24 protein-coding genes are annotated in these 18,007 nt (G+C 40.3%); 18 read left to right on the top strand and 6 right to left on the bottom strand.

What is annotated here, in order from left to right; all coding sequences use genetic code 11:
• Positions 1-87 precede the first annotated feature (87 nt).
• The 8 genes from ilvD to LC033_RS00220 all read left to right on the top strand — a co-directional run bounded on the left by ilvD (position 88) and on the right by LC033_RS00220 (position 6,610).
• Positions 88-1,764 (top strand): dihydroxy-acid dehydratase, encoded by a 1,677-nt coding sequence (gene ilvD / locus LC033_RS00255; protein ID WP_226566312.1) that lies wholly within the window; start codon positions 88-90, stop codon positions 1,762-1,764.
• Positions 1,765-1,845: 81 nt separating this feature from the next.
• Positions 1,846-2,280, top strand: coding sequence for a BrxA/BrxB family bacilliredoxin (locus tag LC033_RS00250; RefSeq protein ID WP_099680918.1), 435 nt, complete (start codon positions 1,846-1,848; stop codon positions 2,278-2,280).
• Positions 2,281-2,346: 66 nt separating this feature from the next.
• Positions 2,347-3,141 carry a class I SAM-dependent methyltransferase gene (locus LC033_RS00245; protein ID WP_226566311.1) on the top strand — a complete coding sequence of 265 codons (795 nt, stop codon included), beginning with the start codon at positions 2,347-2,349 and terminating at the stop codon, positions 3,139-3,141.
• A gap of 280 nt (positions 3,142-3,421) precedes the next feature.
• Positions 3,422-4,039 carry a YpjP family protein gene (locus tag LC033_RS00240; protein WP_226566310.1) on the top strand — a complete coding sequence of 206 codons (618 nt, stop codon included), beginning with the start codon at positions 3,422-3,424 and terminating at the stop codon, positions 4,037-4,039.
• Between the two features lie 18 nt (positions 4,040-4,057).
• Positions 4,058-4,585 carry a phosphatidylglycerophosphatase A family protein gene (locus LC033_RS00235; protein WP_226566309.1) on the top strand — a complete coding sequence of 176 codons (528 nt, stop codon included), beginning with the start codon at positions 4,058-4,060 and terminating at the stop codon, positions 4,583-4,585.
• Between the two features lie 102 nt (positions 4,586-4,687).
• The gene (locus tag LC033_RS00230) at positions 4,688-5,482 is read left to right on the top strand and encodes a thymidylate synthase (protein WP_226566308.1); all 795 of its coding nucleotides are present in this window, start codon (positions 4,688-4,690) and stop codon (positions 5,480-5,482) included.
• Complete coding sequence (gene folA / locus LC033_RS00225; protein ID WP_226566307.1) at positions 5,479-5,967, top strand: type 3 dihydrofolate reductase; 489 nt, start codon at positions 5,479-5,481, stop codon at positions 5,965-5,967. The genes LC033_RS00230 and folA overlap by 4 nt, the downstream gene beginning before the upstream one ends.
• Before the next feature lie 19 nt (positions 5,968-5,986).
• Positions 5,987-6,610, top strand: coding sequence for a lysophospholipid acyltransferase family protein (locus LC033_RS00220; RefSeq protein ID WP_226566306.1), 624 nt, complete (start codon positions 5,987-5,989; stop codon positions 6,608-6,610).
• Between the two features lie 35 nt (positions 6,611-6,645).
• On the opposite strand, the gene trhA is transcribed toward LC033_RS00220, so the two are convergent.
• Positions 6,646-7,284 carry a PAQR family membrane homeostasis protein TrhA gene (gene trhA, locus LC033_RS00215; RefSeq protein ID WP_226566305.1) on the bottom strand — a complete coding sequence of 213 codons (639 nt, stop codon included), beginning with the start codon at positions 7,282-7,284 and terminating at the stop codon, positions 6,646-6,648.
• A gap of 13 nt (positions 7,285-7,297) precedes the next feature.
• On the bottom strand, positions 7,298-8,269 hold the full coding sequence (locus LC033_RS00210; protein ID WP_226566304.1) for a sigma 54-interacting transcriptional regulator: 972 nt from the start codon (positions 8,267-8,269) through the stop codon (positions 7,298-7,300).
• A gap of 181 nt (positions 8,270-8,450) precedes the next feature.
• Here LC033_RS00210 and ilvA point away from each other — a divergent pair, with 181 nt between their 5' ends.
• The 7 genes from ilvA to ypmT all read left to right on the top strand — a co-directional run bounded on the left by ilvA (position 8,451) and on the right by ypmT (position 13,282).
• Positions 8,451-9,719: a threonine ammonia-lyase IlvA gene (ilvA, locus tag LC033_RS00205; protein WP_226566303.1), complete on the top strand. Its 1,269-nt coding sequence runs from the start codon at positions 8,451-8,453 to the stop codon at positions 9,717-9,719.
• 36 nt (positions 9,720-9,755) lie between these two features.
• The gene (locus LC033_RS00200) at positions 9,756-10,007 is read left to right on the top strand and encodes a DUF2535 family protein (protein WP_312887849.1); all 252 of its coding nucleotides are present in this window, start codon (positions 9,756-9,758) and stop codon (positions 10,005-10,007) included.
• A gap of 188 nt (positions 10,008-10,195) precedes the next feature.
• A complete protein-coding gene (locus LC033_RS00195) occupies positions 10,196-11,038 on the top strand; it encodes a fatty acid kinase binding subunit FakB (protein ID WP_226566302.1) in 843 nt (280 codons plus the stop codon).
• Positions 11,039-11,101: 63 nt separating this feature from the next.
• Positions 11,102-11,653: a cytochrome c oxidase assembly accessory protein ScuA gene (gene scuA / locus LC033_RS00190; RefSeq protein ID WP_226566434.1), complete on the top strand. Its 552-nt coding sequence runs from the start codon at positions 11,102-11,104 to the stop codon at positions 11,651-11,653.
• 69 nt (positions 11,654-11,722) lie between these two features.
• The gene (locus LC033_RS00185; protein WP_226566301.1) at positions 11,723-12,484 is read left to right on the top strand and encodes an SGNH/GDSL hydrolase family protein; all 762 of its coding nucleotides are present in this window, start codon (positions 11,723-11,725) and stop codon (positions 12,482-12,484) included.
• Positions 12,485-12,493: 9 nt separating this feature from the next.
• Positions 12,494-13,060: a YpmS family protein gene (locus LC033_RS00180; protein ID WP_226566300.1), complete on the top strand. Its 567-nt coding sequence runs from the start codon at positions 12,494-12,496 to the stop codon at positions 13,058-13,060.
• A 24-nt stretch (positions 13,061-13,084) separates the two neighbouring features.
• A complete protein-coding gene (gene ypmT / locus LC033_RS00175; RefSeq protein WP_226566299.1) occupies positions 13,085-13,282 on the top strand; it encodes a protein YpmT in 198 nt (65 codons plus the stop codon).
• A gap of 29 nt (positions 13,283-13,311) precedes the next feature.
• Here the strand turns inward: ypmT and LC033_RS00170 are convergent, their stop codons facing one another.
• The 3 genes from LC033_RS00170 to LC033_RS00160 all read right to left on the bottom strand — a co-directional run bounded on the left by LC033_RS00170 (position 13,312) and on the right by LC033_RS00160 (position 14,840).
• A complete protein-coding gene (locus LC033_RS00170) occupies positions 13,312-13,974 on the bottom strand; it encodes a DUF4397 domain-containing protein (RefSeq protein WP_226566298.1) in 663 nt (220 codons plus the stop codon).
• 119 nt (positions 13,975-14,093) lie between these two features.
• Positions 14,094-14,354, bottom strand: coding sequence for a DNA alkylation repair protein (locus tag LC033_RS00165; protein WP_226566297.1), 261 nt, complete (start codon positions 14,352-14,354; stop codon positions 14,094-14,096).
• 54 nt (positions 14,355-14,408) lie between these two features.
• Positions 14,409-14,840, bottom strand: coding sequence for a MarR family transcriptional regulator (locus LC033_RS00160; RefSeq protein ID WP_226566296.1), 432 nt, complete (start codon positions 14,838-14,840; stop codon positions 14,409-14,411).
• 136 nt (positions 14,841-14,976) lie between these two features.
• Here LC033_RS00160 and msrA point away from each other — a divergent pair, with 136 nt between their 5' ends.
• Together msrA and msrB are read left to right on the top strand one after the other, a co-directional pair.
• Positions 14,977-15,510, top strand: coding sequence for a peptide-methionine (S)-S-oxide reductase MsrA (gene msrA, locus LC033_RS00155; protein ID WP_226566295.1), 534 nt, complete (start codon positions 14,977-14,979; stop codon positions 15,508-15,510).
• On the top strand, positions 15,510-15,941 hold the full coding sequence (gene msrB / locus LC033_RS00150; RefSeq protein ID WP_226566294.1) for a peptide-methionine (R)-S-oxide reductase MsrB: 432 nt from the start codon (positions 15,510-15,512) through the stop codon (positions 15,939-15,941). Before msrA ends, msrB begins: the two co-directional genes overlap by 1 nt.
• A 53-nt stretch (positions 15,942-15,994) precedes the next feature.
• On the opposite strand, the gene LC033_RS00145 is transcribed toward msrB, so the two are convergent.
• Positions 15,995-17,023, bottom strand: coding sequence for an SDR family NAD(P)-dependent oxidoreductase (locus LC033_RS00145; protein ID WP_226566293.1), 1,029 nt, complete (start codon positions 17,021-17,023; stop codon positions 15,995-15,997).
• 256 nt (positions 17,024-17,279) lie between these two features.
• On the opposite strand from LC033_RS00145, the gene LC033_RS00140 reads away from it, so the two are divergent.
• Positions 17,280-18,002: an acylneuraminate cytidylyltransferase family protein gene (locus tag LC033_RS00140; protein ID WP_226566292.1), complete on the top strand. Its 723-nt coding sequence runs from the start codon at positions 17,280-17,282 to the stop codon at positions 18,000-18,002.
• Positions 18,003-18,007: the final 5 nt, after the last annotated feature.

Here is an 18,007-nt window from a genome sequence, read left to right as displayed (position 1 = left end):
GGCTAAATAAACAGAAAATTCTTAAAATAAAATCAATTTTAAATCATGCATTGAACGAGACTTGTAGTATAGGAGGCTTTTAATAAGATGGCAGAACTACGAAGTAATATGATTAAACAAGGCATTGACAGAGCACCTCACCGAAGCTTACTTAGAGCAGCGGGGGTAAAAGATGAGGATTTCGGCAAGCCGTTTATTGCCGTATGTAATTCCTATATTGATATTGTCCCTGGACATGTCCATCTTCAGGAATTCGGAAAAATTGTGAAACAAGCCATTCGGGAAGCTGGCGGGGTCCCTTTTGAATTCAATACGATTGGAGTCGATGACGGAATCGCAATGGGACATATCGGGATGAGATATTCTTTACCAAGCCGCGAAATCATTGCTGACTCAGTAGAGACCGTTGTGTCTGCTCACTGGTTTGATGGAATGGTTTGTATTCCTAACTGTGATAAAATCACACCAGGCATGATGATGGCAGCGATGCGCGTCAATATTCCGACTGTCTTTGTCAGCGGTGGCCCAATGGAAGCAGGTAGAACAAGTGATGGTAGAAAAATTTCTCTTTCTTCCGTATTTGAAGGCGTTGGCGCTTACCAGTCAGGTAAAATTAATGAAGAAGAATTAAATGAATTAGAGCAGTTTGGTTGTCCAACCTGTGGATCTTGTTCAGGAATGTTCACCGCAAACTCAATGAACTGTTTAGCAGAGGCACTTGGTATCGCTCTTCCTGGAAATGGAACGATTTTGGCGACATCACCAGAGCGAAGAGAATTTGCGAAAAAGTCAGCAAAACAATTGATGGAGCTCATTAAAAAGGATATTAAACCACGTGATATTGTCACAGAAAAAGCAATTGATAACGCATTTGCATTAGATATGGCACTTGGTGGTTCAACCAATACAGTTCTTCATACACTGGCGATTGCAAATGAAGCAGGTGTTGAATATTCACTTGAACGTATCAATGAAGTAGCAGAGCGTGTGCCTCATTTATCAAAACTTGCTCCAGCTTCAGATGTATATATTGAAGATTTACATGAAGCTGGCGGTGTCACAGCTGCGCTAAATGAACTGTCTAAGAAAGAAGGAGCACTTCATTTAGATACAATGACCGTCACAGCGAAAACGCTTGGTGAGAACATTGCAGGACATGAGGTCAAAGACTATAACGTCATCTACCCCATCGACAAGCCATTTACTGAAAAGGGCGGCTTAGCCGTTTTATTTGGAAACCTTGCGCCAGATGGAGCCATCATTAAGACGGGCGGGGTACAAGATGGGATCACACGCCACGAGGGACCTGCGATCGTATTTGAATCACAAGAAGAAGCTCTTGAAGGCATCATTAATAGAAAGGTAGAAGCAGGCCATGTTGTCATTATTCGCTATGAAGGGCCTAAAGGCGGACCTGGTATGCCAGAAATGCTTGCACCTACTTCACAAATTGTCGGAATGGGTCTTGGACCAAAGGTTGCTTTAATTACTGACGGACGTTTTTCCGGGGCTTCTCGCGGCTTGTCCATTGGACACGTCTCTCCAGAGGCAGCTGAGGGCGGCCCGCTTGCCTTTGTTGAAAATGGCGACCATGTCGTGGTCGATATTGAACAGCGCATTTTAAGCGTAGATATTCCAGAAGAAGAATGGGAAAAAAGAAAAGCGAACTGGAAAGGCTTTGAGCCAAAAGTGAAAACTGGCTATCTGGCTAGATATTCAAAACTTGTGACATCAGCCAATACAGGCGGAATCATGAAAATTTAATCTGAAATCGAACATTTGAAAATTGGCTCTCTCTATAGTATCCTTTATTCACAACATAAGGATTTTAGAGGGGGCTTTTTTATGTCAATGGCATATGAAGAATATATGCGCCAGCTCGTTGTGCCTATGCGTCAAGAGCTGACAAGTGCAGGATTCCAAGAACTAACAACGGAAGAAGAAGTAGAACAAACGATGCAAGAAGCAGAAGGAACAACATTTGTTGTGGTTAATTCTGTATGCGGATGTGCTGCAGGCTTAGCACGCCCAGCTGCCACTCAAGCTGTGATGAAGGCAGAAAAAGCTCCAGATCGAATCGTCACAGTATTTGCTGGTCAGGATCGGGAAGCAACAGCAAAAATGAGAGAATACTTCACAGGTGAAGAGCCATCATCTCCTTCTATGGCACTTTTAAAAGGAAATGAACTTGTTCACTTTATCCCCCGTGACGAAATTGAAGGTCATGAAATGGAAGATATCATGAAAAATGTATTATCTGCATTTGAAAAACATTGCTAATACAAATGTTAAAATGCCCTGTGATCTGCTCAGGACATTTTTTCTTGATCATGATGGAGGAACGACATGCTCATTACAACAAGCTTTAGAACAAATGAACAAACGATTGAAACAGCAAAGTCACTGGCAGAGGCTTTGCAAGGTGAGTATGTAGAGCGGCGTAAACAATCCGTGAAGCAGCTTGCGATTAAATGCGGGGACGTACTTGTTGTTGGAAAAGAAAGGTTTGAATGGTATCAGCCAAATGGCGAAAAGTTCTTCTTCCATCCAAGCTCAGCGATGTTTAGAGTGAAGCGAATCCTGCGTGGCGAAAAGGATCCATTAATTGAAGCAGCCCAGCTTAAGCTGGGCGATTCCTTTTTAGATTGTACGCTTGGCTTAGGGTCTGATGCGATTACCGCAAGCTGTGCAGCAGGTCCTAATGGGAAAGTGGTCGGTATCGAAAAGAATCCGATGACGGCATTACTTGTTCGAGAAGGACTAAACACATGGGAAACGGGTGTAGCTGAGGCAGATGAAGCGATGAAACGGATATCAGTCATAAGTGGAGACAGTATCCAGCAGTTAAAAAAACTCCCTGATCGTTCATTTGATATCGTCTATTTCGATCCAATGTTCAAGGAAACGATACAAGAATCGACAAGTATAAGGCCGCTTCGTCATGTGGCAGAGCACCATTTTCACCACGAAATGGCCTTGCAAGAAGCGATGAGAGTGGCGAGAAAAAGAGTTGTGTTAAAAGATCATTGGAAAAGCACCCGATTTACAGCGGACTCCTACCAATTTCAAGTTATCAAACGAAAAACAGCTCAATTCCATTATGGATATCTCACAATAAAAGAAGACAAAGGACGAAAATAAACAGTATTTCAGTTTTTTGTCACCAATTGAAATAAGCCCTTATTCAGGGCTTTTAATCTGTGATCTCCATATAGACAAAATAAAATAATGTCAGCAAGGAAGCTGTGACGAAAAAACCTTCAAGCATACCCATTCCTCCCAAATTTTAGTCGTCGTTACTGTTATTGTAAACGTTTTATCATGAAAAAGAAAGTCTCAAATCAGTGACCAAATTGAATGACTGAAAATTCATTATATGCTAGAATAGCAGTATGATAACTTATGGAAGGAATTAGATATCATGAAGATGTGGATGAGAAAAACGCTTGTTGCACTCTTTACGATCGCAACTTTTGGTTTAATCTCTCCTCCATCGGCTTTGATGACAGACAAGCCATCTGAACTTTCTTCATCTGATAAATCAATTTATACAGCTGTTTATGATACATCAGATGAAACGAACAACTGGGAACTGAAACAAGAGGACAAAGAAGAGCAGATAGATCCCTTTGAGCAATATAAGCAGGCGGTTCTATCAAGTGCAGAAAACCAATCCTTTCTCAAATTTGGTGATAAAATCACACCTGTCATTGAAGACGAGTACAGAGAAGAGATTCAACCGAAGATTGAACAAGTGTTAACGGACTTTTTAACAAATTTCAAAGATGACGAAAAATTTCAAGATGTGGTTTTAACTGATCAACCTTGTGGCGGAAAAGGCGAAAAAATCTTCCACATATACAACCAGAAGACCGGGGGAGATTTGCTTCGTTTTCATGTGAGAAGAGATCAGCCGCCTCACAGCGGATATTGGTTTAACTTTCATTACCATACAGCAGAAGATGGATTCCAGACGCATCATGAACTCGGCAATATTTACTGGGACAAAAACACCCCGCCGAGCTGGATGAGCCACTAGAAGGAGATGTCAGCCCAATTGAAAAAGTATACAATGAACGAAATGGTTCGCATTACAAAACAAATGTTAAACGAACGTGGAGTGAAAATTGAAGATATCGCACAGATTGTACTCAAGCTTCAAGAAAAATATAAGCCCAATCTTCTACTTAGTGTCTGCATTGAAAATGTTGAAAAAGTGCTGAATAAAAGGGAAATTGTCCACGCTGTTTTGACAGGGCTGGCTCTTGATCAGCTGGCAGAAAAAAAGCTTTTGCCAGAACCTTTACAGCACTTAGTTGAAACAGATGAGCCGTTATATGGAATTGACGAGATTATTCCGCTTTCCATTGTCAATGTATATGGATCAATCGGTTTGACGAACTTCGGTTATTTAGATAAAGAAAAATTTGGGATTATTCGAGAATTAGATGAAGGTCGTCCAGGTGAAGTGCATACCTTCCTTGATGATCTTGTCGCTGCTCTTGCCGCAGCAGCAGCAAGCCGCATTGCTCACTCTCACCAGGATATTAAGGACGAAGAGCAGGATCGAGTGAATCAAGTATAAAAAGAAAAACATGTCTGATCATCACGCAGACATGTTTTTTGGTTTCAACAAAAGCAGAAATAAGGTAAACTACAACAAGAACATAAATAAAGGATGAAAAAAATGAAACAATACAAAGAGTTATGCCGTCATGTATTACAGCACGGGGATGAAAAAGGTGACAGAACGGGAACAGGCACAATCAGCACGTTCGGTTATCAAATGAGATTTGATTTACAGGAAGGATTTCCTTTATTAACAACAAAGAAATTGCACCTGAAATCAATCATTCATGAGTTACTGTGGTTTTTAAAAGGTGATACAAATGTTAAATATCTTCAAGAAAATGGCGTTCGTATTTGGAACGAATGGGCAGATGAAAATGGAGAGCTCGGGCGTGTGTATGGTGCGCAGTGGAGATCATGGGCTAGCGGAGACGGAGAGACAGTGGATCAGATCAGCAAGCTGATCCATGATATTGAGCACAATCCGAATTCAAGAAGACTGATCGTCAGCGCTTGGAATCCGGGAGAAATTGATCAAATGGCGTTACCTCCTTGTCATTGTTTGTTTCAATTTTACGTATCGAACGGTAAATTATCCTGCCAGCTTTATCAAAGATCGGCAGATATTTTTTTAGGGGTGCCTTTTAATATCGCTTCATATGCACTTCTAACGATGATGATTGCCAAAGTGACAAATCTTGAGCCGGGAGAGTTTATTCATACACTTGGGGATGCTCATATTTATCAAAATCATCTTCCGCAGGTGAAAATGCAGCTAGAGCGAAAGGAGCGCACGCTTCCGCAGCTTCGCATCACAAGAGATGTAAAGAGCATTTTTGACTTTACGTTTGATGATTTTGTGCTTGAGAACTATGATCCGCATCCGCATATTAAAGGAGAAGTCAGTGTATGATTTCCATGATTGTGGCGACAGGAAAAGACAGAGTCATTGGTCAAGATAATCAAATGCCTTGGCATTTACCCGCAGATTTAGCTTATTTTAAAAAAGTCACAGGCGGCCATACCATTGTCATGGGCAGAAAAACATTTGAATCAATTGGACGAGCGCTCCCTAACCGCCGAAACTTAGTCTTAACCACAAGTCCTTCTTTTCAAGCAGAAGGATGCGAGGTTGTCCATTCAATTGCTGACATTTTAACTATAGGGAAAAATGAGAAAGAATTATTTATCATTGGCGGGTCAAAGCTATATGAGGAAATGATACCATATGCAGATCGCCTTTACATCACACACATTCATCATGCCTTTGAAGGCGATCGCTACTTCCCAGATTACGATGAAGACGAGTGGACGATTGTATCACGAGAAAAAGGCCATAGTAACGAAAAGAACCCCTACAATTATGAATTTGTTGTATATGACAGAAAAGAAGGATAAATGAGTAGGAGGAGTAAGGTTGTTTCGTTATTGGTTTTTAACGATTTATGTTGTTGTATCCTTTTTTAAAAGTATGAGGCATTTGTACGATCATGAATTAACTGATCCCCGCATTTCCTATACGAAACGAATGCATCTCATTCATGAGCATGCGAAAAGATTTGCTCGAGAATGTATTGATCACTCAGGATCAGTAATGACCATCTATCAGCAAAAGGAGCTGCCAAAAGGGCCGGTCATTTATGTGACCCGTGAGCTTAATCCGGTGACGACGACATTATTGATTGGACATCTTGAGAAGCCATTTGCTTTCATGGCGACACCGCATCTCTTTCGCTATCCTATTTTAAAACAATGGTTAAAAAAGATGGCCGTCATCCCTCAGAATCAGACAGATGAGAGATTATTAGAAGAGGCAAAAGAAAGAATCATGTCTGGACAGAGTGTATTGCTTTCAGAAAAATATCGTGTTCTTTCAGAAGCGGTTGCAGAAGAATTCGATTGTCCACTTGTTCCGATTGAAACAAGCGGAACGGATCATCTTTTAACAGGAAAGATTGTGAAAAGACTGCGCCCTGTCAATATCGATATTCATATTAAAGCACCAGTTATGATCAGTGATTATGTCCAAAAGCGCGCATAGAAAAACCAGCATCCGAAAGTGGGTGCTGGTCTTTTTCATGCAGCTGGAATGTTGACACAATAGAATAGGATACAGAAAAACATCGAAGCACTTCCGCCGAGAACAAAACTGTGCCAAATAGCATGATGATAGGGGATTTTACGCCAAATATAAAAGATGGTTCCGATAGAATATAAAATACCGCCTAACAGCAATAGACCGAATCCAGCTGCCGTTAATTGCATATATAGAGGTTTAATCGCAATGATAATCATCCAGCCCATTAATAAATAAACGATGGTTGACACAATGATAAACCGTTTGACGAAAAAAATTTTAAAGACAATGCCACCTGCCGCAAGAGCCCATACAATCATAAGAAGCGTATAGCCCAGCGCACCTTTTAATGGTCCAAGTAAAAAAGGTGTGTATGTACCGGCAATCAATACATAAATAGCAGAATGGTCGAGGATCTCAAATACATCTTTTGTTTTTTTGTGCTGAATGCTATGAAGCAGGGTCGAGCTTAAATAGAGCAGCAGCATGGATGCGCCAAATATCGAAAAGCTAATAATGTCTGTGATTGTGCCATATTGAACAGCGAATAAAACGAGAAAGACAATGGCAGGAATGGATAAAACAACCCCAATGCCGTGTGTAACGGCGTTTGCAATTTCTTCTTTTACAGTAAACAATGGATGTCCCCCTTTATTGAACCGGTATATAACCATCAAGCGACTTCAGGAATGAGAGACCTTCAAGTGTAATTTTTGTTCCAGCCCTGCCTTTTCCTTTCGTCACATATTCCTTTTTCTCAAGATCATCTAATCGGCTTCTCACCTGCTGAGGAGTTAGCGGAATGTCCCCTTGTTTGCTTAATTCAGACAAGATTCGTCTACTTGCTGCTTCTCCTTTTTCATTCAGTGATTTAATGGCTTCAAGTAAGAAAATAAATTCTTGTTTCTCCATAAGCGTGAGCTGGTGTTCTTCCTTTTTTCCTTTTCCAGTCGTGTGCTGAGGTGACAACACAAAAGGCGGTAAGTGGTGTAAAAATACCGTTTGCCCCTCAAGGATAGCTGAGGCATAATGAACAATATTTTTGAGTTCCTGCACGTTTCCTTCAAAGGGATATTGTTGCAAGGTTTCCCAGACACTTGGATCAATATCGGGAGACATGTTCAGCTCCTGAAAGAAAGCAGTTGTTAATACAGGAATGTCTGTTTTTCGGTCTGCTAATGACGGCAGAGGCAAATGAAACACATTTAAGCGATAAAACAGCTCAGGTAAAAAGGAAGACGAAACCCTAAGTGCATCTAATGATAAAGACGAAGAAGCAATAATCTTTGTTGCATTTGAAGTCTCTAAAAAACGAATGACCTGATGCTGCATAGGCATACTTAATGCGCCGACTTCGTCTAAGTAAAAGACTTGATTCGTCTTTTGAGTGAAGAATGCTTCGTGTAAGGTGTCTTCATCCATAGTGGGGCAGTATATGTGTGTCAGCGCAGCGTGAGGAACAGATGCGTTTGCTATTTCTTGCGCAAATAATGTTTTGCCTGTTCCAATTGCTCCCGTTATCAAGACAGGCCGTTTGTTTTTTGTAAATTGTTTTGCCAAATGAATCGCATGTTTTATATCTTGGTGTTCTCCATATATAGAAGTAAACGGACGTGTTGTCATAGGGTGATTCCTTTCTTTTTGGTTCTAATTGGTTCAATTATAACACCCAAATAGAACTGTTGTATAGAAAAAAGAAAAAGTTCATGAAATTGATGTTTGATCCATAATCTATTGGTTTATTTTTTGAATATTCATGTTATAATGACAAATTAAATAAGGTTAAAGGGAAAGGATCTTGTACATGAAACCGTTGCTCAAAGAAAACACGCTAATTCAAGTGAAAGACATCTTAAAAGCCCATCAAAATTTGAAGGATGTAGCGATTCATACACCCCTTCAAAAAAATGAGCGACTTTCTGAACGATATGAATGTAATGTCTACTTAAAAAGAGAGGATCTTCAAGTAGTTCGTTCCTTTAAATTAAGAGGCGCTTTTAATAAAATGAGCCAGTTGCCAAAAGATAAACTAGAAAATGGCATTGTCTGTGCAAGTGCTGGAAATCACGCGCAAGGTGTTGCCTATTCTTGTAAACATTTAGGCATCCACGGGAAGATTTTTATGCCAGCAACGACGCCAAGGCAAAAAGTATCTCAAGTCGAGCTATTTGGAAAAGAATATGTTGACATTATCTTAACCGGAGATACGTTTGATGATTCCTATCATGAAGCAGTGAAATGCGGAGATGAAGAGAAGCGCGAGTTTATTCATCCGTTTGATGATTTGGATGTGATGGCAGGACAAGGAACCACTGCTGTAGAAATATTAAACGATATCGAAGTAGAGCCTCACTTTTTATTTGCAAGTGTCGGAGGTGGAGGTCTGCTATCTGGCGTTGGCACATATATCAAAAACATTGCACCAGAAACTGAAATCATTGCAGTCGAGCCACTTGGCGCTGCCTCACTTCATGCTTCCCATGAGAAGGGAGAGGTCGTGACCCTTGATTCAATTGATAAGTTTGTAGACGGGGCAGCGGTTCAGCGGATTGGCGAAAAGACGTTTACGTCCCTTCAGTCCGTTGTCGATAACATTAGTCTTGTACCAGAAGGGAAAGTGTGTACAACCATTTTAGAGCTATATAATCAATGTGCAATTGTAGCTGAGCCAGCTGGCGCTTTGCCGATAGCGGCGTTAGATGCACATCGCGATGAGATTAAAGGCAAAAATGTCGTCTGTATTGTCAGTGGGGGAAATAATGACATTGGCAGAATGCAAGAAATCAAAGAACGGTCGATGATCTACGAAGGGCTTCAACATTACTTTATCGTCAATTTCCCCCAAAGATCAGGAGCCCTCAGGGAATTCTTAGATGAAGTGTTAGGGCCAAATGACGATATTTCACGATTTGAATATACGAAAAAAAATAACAGAAGCAAAGGTCCTGCACTTGTTGGTATCGAATTGAAAGAAAGAGATGACTATGCGGCGCTGATTGAACGGATGAATAAAAAAGGCTTCCACTATGTTGAAGTGAATAAAGATCAAGATTTATTCCACCTATTTATTTAGGCTTAACAGATAATTGGAAAAGAGGATTGATCGTTTGTGGTGCTCAAAACAATATGTTTTAGACGGATGGATGGAGCTCAGATTAAGGTAACAGAAGTCCCTGTTATAAAGGGGGATGAAACGTATGGCTTCATGCTTACCTTTAGACTCGAAGTTTTTTTGAAAAAAGTCTATGTATCTAAAGGAAAGAGAGATGTATTCTCTTTCAAGGAGGATGTGAAACGCAATGTCAAGTGGAGCACATATGAACAGATCTATCAGCAGCCTACACTAAAATACAATGCGTAAAATCGAAATCTTTGTCAAAAGGAGTGAGCGGCCGTTTTGGTATGGCGGAGACTCAATTTGGCAAGGATTTTTTTCAAGAAAAGAGGAAAATGTGACAATTTCAAAAACGTTCTGACAGCTGTTTTCAAGATTGCAGGAAATAAGGTAATATCATAAGTAAAGACTAAGACAGCAAGGATGAGACGATAGTGAAGCAAATTAAAATTGTAACAGATTCAACTGTGGACCTTCCGCAAGAGAAAATCAATGATCTTTCCATTGATGTGATTCCGCTCAATATATCCATTTCAGGCGTCGATTATATTGACAGAGTAAATTTACAGCCTGATGAGTTTATTCAGAAAATGGAGGCCGCTGAAGAACTGCCGAAAACGTCTCAACCTGCGATCGGTCAATTCATCGAATTATATGAAAAGCTGACGGCGGATGGAAGCGAAGTGATGAGTATTCATTTAACCGGTGGAATGAGTGGTACAGTTCAAACTGCTAAAAGCGCTTCGGAAATGGTCGATGGAAACATCACGGTAATTGATTCTGCTTTTATCTCCCAAGGACTAGGATTTCAAGTCATCAAGGCAGCCGAACTTGCTAAAAAGGGTGCCAGCCGTGAAGACATCATCAAAGAAGTAGAAAAAATCCGCCTTAAAACAAAACTATATGTGACAATTGATACATTAGAAAATCTCGTGAAAGGTGGAAGAATTGGAAGAGGAAAAGCGCTTATTGGGTCTCTTCTTCATATTAAACCAATTGCCAGCTTAACAGAGGGAATCTACACGCCAGAGGCGAATGTGAGAAGCTACTCTGCTCTTGTTCGCTATCTGACAAAACAGTATGTGCAGGCTGTGAAAGGAAAAACAGTTCAGGCCATTGGGATTGCTCATGCAGATGCATTAGAGCTTGCTGAAAAGCTCAAATCAGCGCTACTTGATCATACACCTGATGCACTTGTTGACATCGCCTACACAACACCGATTATTTCCTGTCATACTGGAAAGGGAGCAATAGGCTTTACTTTTTATACCGATTGATTGAAAAAGGGGATGGGCATGATCATGTATAGAAAAAGGGGAGCCTTGTTTCGTGCGCTTATAATGATAAGCGTGCTTCTTTTAGTCTCGTGTTCAAATGGACAAATCAAGGATGCGTTAAATTATCAAATCGAGCCGTTTGAGTATCAAAACCAGGATGGTCAAAAGGTTTCACTGGATGATTTAAAGGGGAAAGTGTGGGTGGCAGATTTTATTTTCACAAGCTGTGAAACAATCTGTCCGCCTATGACGGCTCATATGACAGAGCTGCAAAAACGATTAAAAGAAGAAAAAGTGGATGCCCATATCATTTCGTTTAGTGTAGACCCAGAAGTGGATTCACCGAAAAAGCTAAAGGATTTTGCGAAAGCCTATCCATTGTCCTTTAAAAATTGGGATTTTCTCACTGGCTACTCGCAGTCAACGATTGAAAAATTCGCCATGAAAAGCTTTAAAACCATCGTGAAAAAACCTGAAGATGAAGATCAAGTCATTCATCAATCACTGTTTTTCCTTGTGGATCAAGAAGGGAAAGTGATGAAAAATTATGATGGCGTTGAAAATACACCATATGATGAAATCATCAAGGACATCAAAACGCTTAACATGAGCTAGCATAAGGATGTTCAAATGAGCGAAAACATGATACACTTTTTTAATCGGAAAAAGGAGGGACATCATCGTTTGAGGGCTCGTTTGATTTTCATTGTGATGTCTTTAGCTTTTGTTCTTTCTGCATGTTCCGCACAAGAGGCTGGCATAAAGGATCAACTAGAAGACTCACACCACGTAAAAAAACATATTACCATCGTAGCAGTTGGCGATTCCTTGACTGAAGGAATTGGAGATCAGAATAAAAAGGGATATGCAGGTATTACCCGCGACAAGATAGAAGCGATGGACGGCGTGCAATCTGTTACATTAAAAAACTATGCCATTAAAGGCAGTAGGACTGAAGATTTATTAAAAAGATTAAAAGAAAAAAAGGTGCAAGATGGACTGAAAGAAGCTGATTATATTTTCTTTACAATTGGCGGCAATGACTTAATGCACGTTGTCCGTCAAAATGTGCTCAATTTGACTTTTGCTCCTTTTCAAAAAGAGAAAGGTCCTTTTGAAGAGCGCTTTAAAACCATTCTTGCTCAACTGAGAGAGCATAATGACAAGGCCAAGATCATGTATGTAAGTATGTACAATCCTTTTAAGCTCAGTCTGTCTGAGCTGAGAGAAATTGATGAAGTCGTCAAAGACTGGAATGCAGTCGCCAAAAAAGAACTGAAAAAAGACGGCAACGCCGATATGGTCAATGTGGCAGATTTATTTGAAGAAGAATCTGATGAAACATTACTCGCAGATGATGATTTTCACCCAAATCAAAAGGGGTACTCTCTTATGGCAAATCGTTTATTCTCAGAAGTAAAAAAAGAAGGACTGCCGAAGGAATAGGGTGAAAATATGAAAAAATGGAAAAGCTTATTTTTTATTTTACTGACAATCAATCTACTGATTGTTCTTGCTTGTGGTATCTTGATGCTGCTGCAGGGCGGTCAACTAGCTTCAAAAAAAGCAGTGAAAAGCGAGTATTCTTTTAACATTTCTAGTTCGAAAGAATCTCTGACCAGCTTTGTAAATGATTATCTGAAAAATCAAGGATCAAGTGATATGCCTGACTTTCATGTGGCGATTGATCAAGATGTGAAAGTGACAGGTGCCATTAAAGCCTTCTCTTCAACAATTGATGCAAACGTCTCTTTTACGCCAACTGTTGAAGAAAATGGTGATGTTTTGCTGAAAGTGGATGACTTTTCAATTGGACAATTGAGCATTCCGATTAGTTTTGTTTTAAGCTATATGGGCCAATTTTATGAACTACCAGAATTCGTTCATGTGAAGCCAGATCAAAAAACAGTGGAGGTTCGTCTTTCAGAAATGCCACTGACGAATGATATGTATGTCAAAGCGAACAAAATTGATCTTGAGAACGATAAAATTGAATTCTCATATTATCATCCACAACAATAGAATGTGCTAGTCAGGAGTGAAATCATGAAGCGAGTTTATCAATATTTTAGTTTGCTGTCGCTCTTATTTGCTGTGTACTTTGGCATGACGGCTGCCACTGATTTAAAAGCAGAAAATATCAATCAGTTTTACTTAAATATTGCCTATTGTGCATTATTTTTAGCGACCATGATTCTTGCTTTTGATTTTCAAAAGCAAGAAAAAGCTGAGGATGTCTCGTAAGGAGCCTTTTCCATATAGAAAGGCTCTTTTTACATTTGACGAGACAAGGCGACCTTTGCCATGAGCTCTGGTTCTCCATTTGCAAACCCATGAAGCAAAATGAGGTATGCACGCTTTGTTTGAAGGTGAACTTTTGGGATATCAAGCAGTGTACTTTGAGTGCCAGAGGCTTTTAATTCAAAATGATATTTATTCGGAGAGAAGTGATGTGTCTGAGTGCTGCTCACATAACCAAGGTCCTTTGATAAAATCCCTTGATCCCGTTCATATATATCAATGAGAGGGAGGTCTGGAGACAGCTGGACGAACGTCAGTGCCGCCAGATCATCTTGCTTGATGAGAGGGTCTTGCCGCTCTGTTAGCAATGCGAAGCCTGTACGGGCCCCTGTGATACATAGTGTGTAAGTTTCGCTTCCCTTGATCAGCATACGAGAATAAAGAACCCTTTCTTTTAAAGCCAGGTTGAACACTTCAATCTCATAAACACCCTCACCCCATTCCATATAAGATGTCAGCTGGCCATAAGACATCGTTTTGTCGACCTGCTGGTGATTTACAAAGACAGCGAGCTCACTTAGATCAGGTGCAGTGTGAAATAATCGGATAACGGCTTTTTGAGAAGTGTTGCTGTGCTGGTGGAAGGTTGCTGATGGACGGTATGGGAAGTCATTCATATCATAGAGCTGCTGCATGTCATCATCCCTTCTTTCTCATGCGATGGTGTTTTTTGTAGCGTATGCATGAGAGGGACGATCTGTATAGGCTAAAGAAACAGAGAAAAAAGCCTGACGTTTTCCGTCAGGCGGGTATGTTAAGAAGGAGAAGAATATTGATGATATTCTGCCAACTTAATGAACGTTTTTTCATCCTCAATTAATCCGCAAACTCCGCACTGGACTTTGATGTGAGGACCTTGATAGCTCATGTGAAAAGGTGAAAGCTGATCACCTTCGTATGTTTCGACAACTGCTCCAGTTGCAGGATCAAGTTTTACAGGTTCTGAAAGCTGCTTGATGAGATTAAAGCGCATTCTGTTTGTTTTACAGTTTGGACAAAGATAAGGGCTTGTCATGGTTCATTCCACCTCTTTTTATCCGTAGCATGTCCTAAGCACTAAAATCTATGCTCAATCCTTTTGACTTTTATCCAGTTTTTTGAATAATTTGATCATCGTTTTGAGTTCTTCATTATCAAAAGATTCAAATCGCTCCATAAAGTATTCTGTTTTCTTTTTCTCGAAATGCTGAGTAATTTCCTTACCCTTATCGGTTAAGTGGATTTTAATGATGCGACGATCCTCTTTTGAACGAATACGGGTGATCCAGCCTTTTTCTACAAGTGTGTCGGTCACAGCTGTAATATGGCTTGCTGATACCCCAAGAATTGAGGCAAATTCCGTTACTTTTTTTGCACCTTGCTCACGTAGTAGATTTAAGATGAGAAATTCATTCCGAGATAATTCGTTTTCGAGCAGGCTGTTAATTTCATAACGTATCTGCTTAAATACGGTTCTCAGTAAAGTATCCATTTCATACATCATTTGTTTTCTTTGTTCCAATCATTAAACCCCCATTATATTTTATACGACAGAATGCTTCCTTTACAAGTTAGGTACACAAGTCGTATCATTTTCATTATTTTTTATCATGTTATAATATGATGATACCATTTTTTAAATGAAGGGGGGCACTAATATGTCTGAAAAACAAGAATTAGCCACATTTGCAGGAGGCTGTTTTTGGTGTATGGTTAAGCCTTTTGATGAACAGCCAGGCATTATCAAAGTTGAATCAGGGTATACTGGCGGACATACAGTGAATCCAACCTATGAGGAAATATGTACAAATACAACGGGGCATAGAGAAGCGGTTCAAATCACGTTTGATCCTGACTTCTTCCCATATGAGAAACTCTTAGAACTGTATTGGCAGCAAATAGATCCAACAGATGATGGTGGGCAATTTGGTGATAGAGGAGAGTCCTACCGTACAGGTATTTATGTTCATCATGAGGAGCAACGAAAGCTTGCAGAGGCATCGAAAGAAAGGCTGAGTCAAAGTGGGATCTTCCAAAAGCCAATCGTTACAGAAATTTTAGAGGCGGGCCCTTTTTATCCTGCGGAAGAATATCATCAGTATTATTATAAAAAGAACAAAATGCATTACGAACGATACCATGTCGGTTCAGGTAGAGCGGGTTTTATTCAATCCCATTGGAGTGATAAATAATGGCAAATGAAAAAGAGCAGCGTATCAAAGATTTAAACCGAATGCAGTATGAAGTCACGCAAAATAATGGCACTGAACCCCCATTTCAAAATGAATTTTGGGATCACAATGAAGAAGGCATTTACGTGGATATCATTTCAGGCAAGCCGCTGTTTTCTTCTTTAGATAAGTTTGATGCCCATTGCGGCTGGCCAAGTTTTACAAAACCTATCGAAGACGAGGAAGTAGAAGAGAAGGTTGATACGAGTCATGGCATGGTTCGAACGGAGGTTCGCAGCAAGACTGCTGATTCTCATCTTGGTCATGTCTTTCCTGATGGCCCAGGGCCAAACGGTCTTCGGTACTGTATTAACTCAGCCGCTTTGAATTTTATCCCAAAGGATGATCTTGAAAAAGAAGGTTACAGCAATTTGAAACATCTATTTGAATGATTTAACTAAAAAAATCGTCACATGGAAAGCATCTGTTTCCGTGTGACGATTTTTTATTTTTTATGATGCGTGTGATGTAATTGTTCAATAATGTGAAATAGCTTCGCTTTTGTAATGAGCGGGGCTTGATTTGACGTGTAATTGGTCAAATCGACTTTTTGAAAAGCAGGGTGCTGATGTGGTCTCGGTAAGATTGCATAAAACTGTTCGTGTTCAAATAGTGCATCTGCCTCATGTGGGAATGTGAGCTCCTCGTGAAGTTTTTCTCCGGGTCTTTTCCCGACAACGAGAATATCCGGGACTTTGGCGTTGATTTGACGGGCATATTCATGAAACGCTTTTATTAGATCAGCAAGCTGTAATGACTCCATCTTGAGAATGAAGGTTTCGCCGCCTTTCATCATGATGGCTGCTTCAAGTGTGAGGTCTACAGCCTCTTCAATGGACATAAAAAAACGTGTCATATTAGGGTCTGTCACGGTCAAAGGCTTATCGTTTAATAGCTGCTGGAGCATAATCGGAATGACGGAACCTCTTGATCCAAGCACATTACCAAAGCGCACAGAGCAAAACATTGTTTTTCGGTTAGGAATACTTTCGTTTGCTTGAAAAAATAGTTTTTCTGAAATCAATTTTGTTGCACCCATTGCATTTGTAGGAGCCACGGCTTTGTCAGTTGAAATGTTGACAACATGACTGACTTCATGTTCGATGGCTGCTTCAATGACATGCTGCCCGCCGATGATATTGGTTTGTACGGCTTCAAACGGATTATCTTCACAAGTGGGTACTTGTTTTAAGGCAGCTGCATGAAAGATGATATCAACACCTTTGACGAGATGTTTCACGCGTCTATCATCTCGCACATCGCCAAGAGCAAATACGACCTCTGGATGCTCTACATACTCATTTTTCATCATGTATTGTTTGCTGTCATCTTTGCTGAATACAATGATCTTTTTTGGAGAGCAGGCTGTTAATTTCTTAACGATTTGTCGGCCGATCGAGCCCGTACCGCCAGTAACTAAAATCGTTTTATCACGAAAAAAGGTCTTCATACACGTTTCTATCTGTTTGGACATATCAAATCCCCCAACTCTCATTTCTCTACTTTGCATCATATGTAAAAGAGTGGCAGACGTTTGAGGAAAAGAACCACTTCATGCATAAATTAGGTGAACAAATTATAACCATCTGCTTGACGTCTTAATAGAATATGGAGAGATAAAAGAATAAGTAGAAAAAGTAAGAGACCTGAACACTTCAGTACTAGGATCAGCTCAACAAAGAGAAAGCTTTTTCGGACATTGAGCTGTGCGCGAGGGGAGAAGAGAATATATGTATAGGGGAAATCGTATTTTAGCCATGATACCAGCTTTTAGCAGCCAGCAAGATCATCATGATGAACACATTCGTGTATTGGCGGAGCAACCGCTCATCTATTGGACCATTCAGCCGTTATTGCAAATGGTTGAGTTAGATGAAGTCATCGTATCGTCGGAGGATGTGAATACGCAGATCATTTCGTCCCACTACGGAGCAAATGTTATTGAACTTCCAAGCACACACGTGACTGAACAAGCGCCTTCATTACTTGCTGTGAAGCATGCACTGGCTTTTTTAGAACGAGAGGGGAAGACATTTGATATTGTCCTGTATCTTCATCCATCGTCTCCTCTTAGACAGCCGGCAGATATTGAGAGGTGCTTGCAGCTTCTTGTAGAGGGAGGCTATGACTGTACGGCTTCTTTTACAGAGGCACTAGAAAACCCTAACGAAACATGGACACTGCATGAAAGCAATGAAGCGACTTTATATAAGGACAATCACTATTTTTTCATTCCAAAGCATGAACACCCTTATACGTATGGCCGTCTAAATGGTGCAATCTATGCTTTTCATGCTCATTATGCTAAAGAATGCATCCATTCCTTTTTAGAAGGATCTGTTGGGGCATATATGATGGATCAGACACAATCGCTAGTAGTGAAAAGTGAAGAAGATAGGAAAATGGCCGAGAAAGTCCTATTGGCTCGCCGAGATGCGGAAGACACAGAATAAGGGTG

Origin of the sequence: Bacillus stratosphericus (assembly GCF_020524495.1) — a bacterium.
Lineage (GTDB): Bacteria > Bacillota > Bacilli > Bacillales > Bacillaceae > Bacillus > Bacillus stratosphericus_B.
Note: the sequence above shows the minus strand (reverse complement) of the source record. Positions and strands in the feature narration are given on the sequence as shown.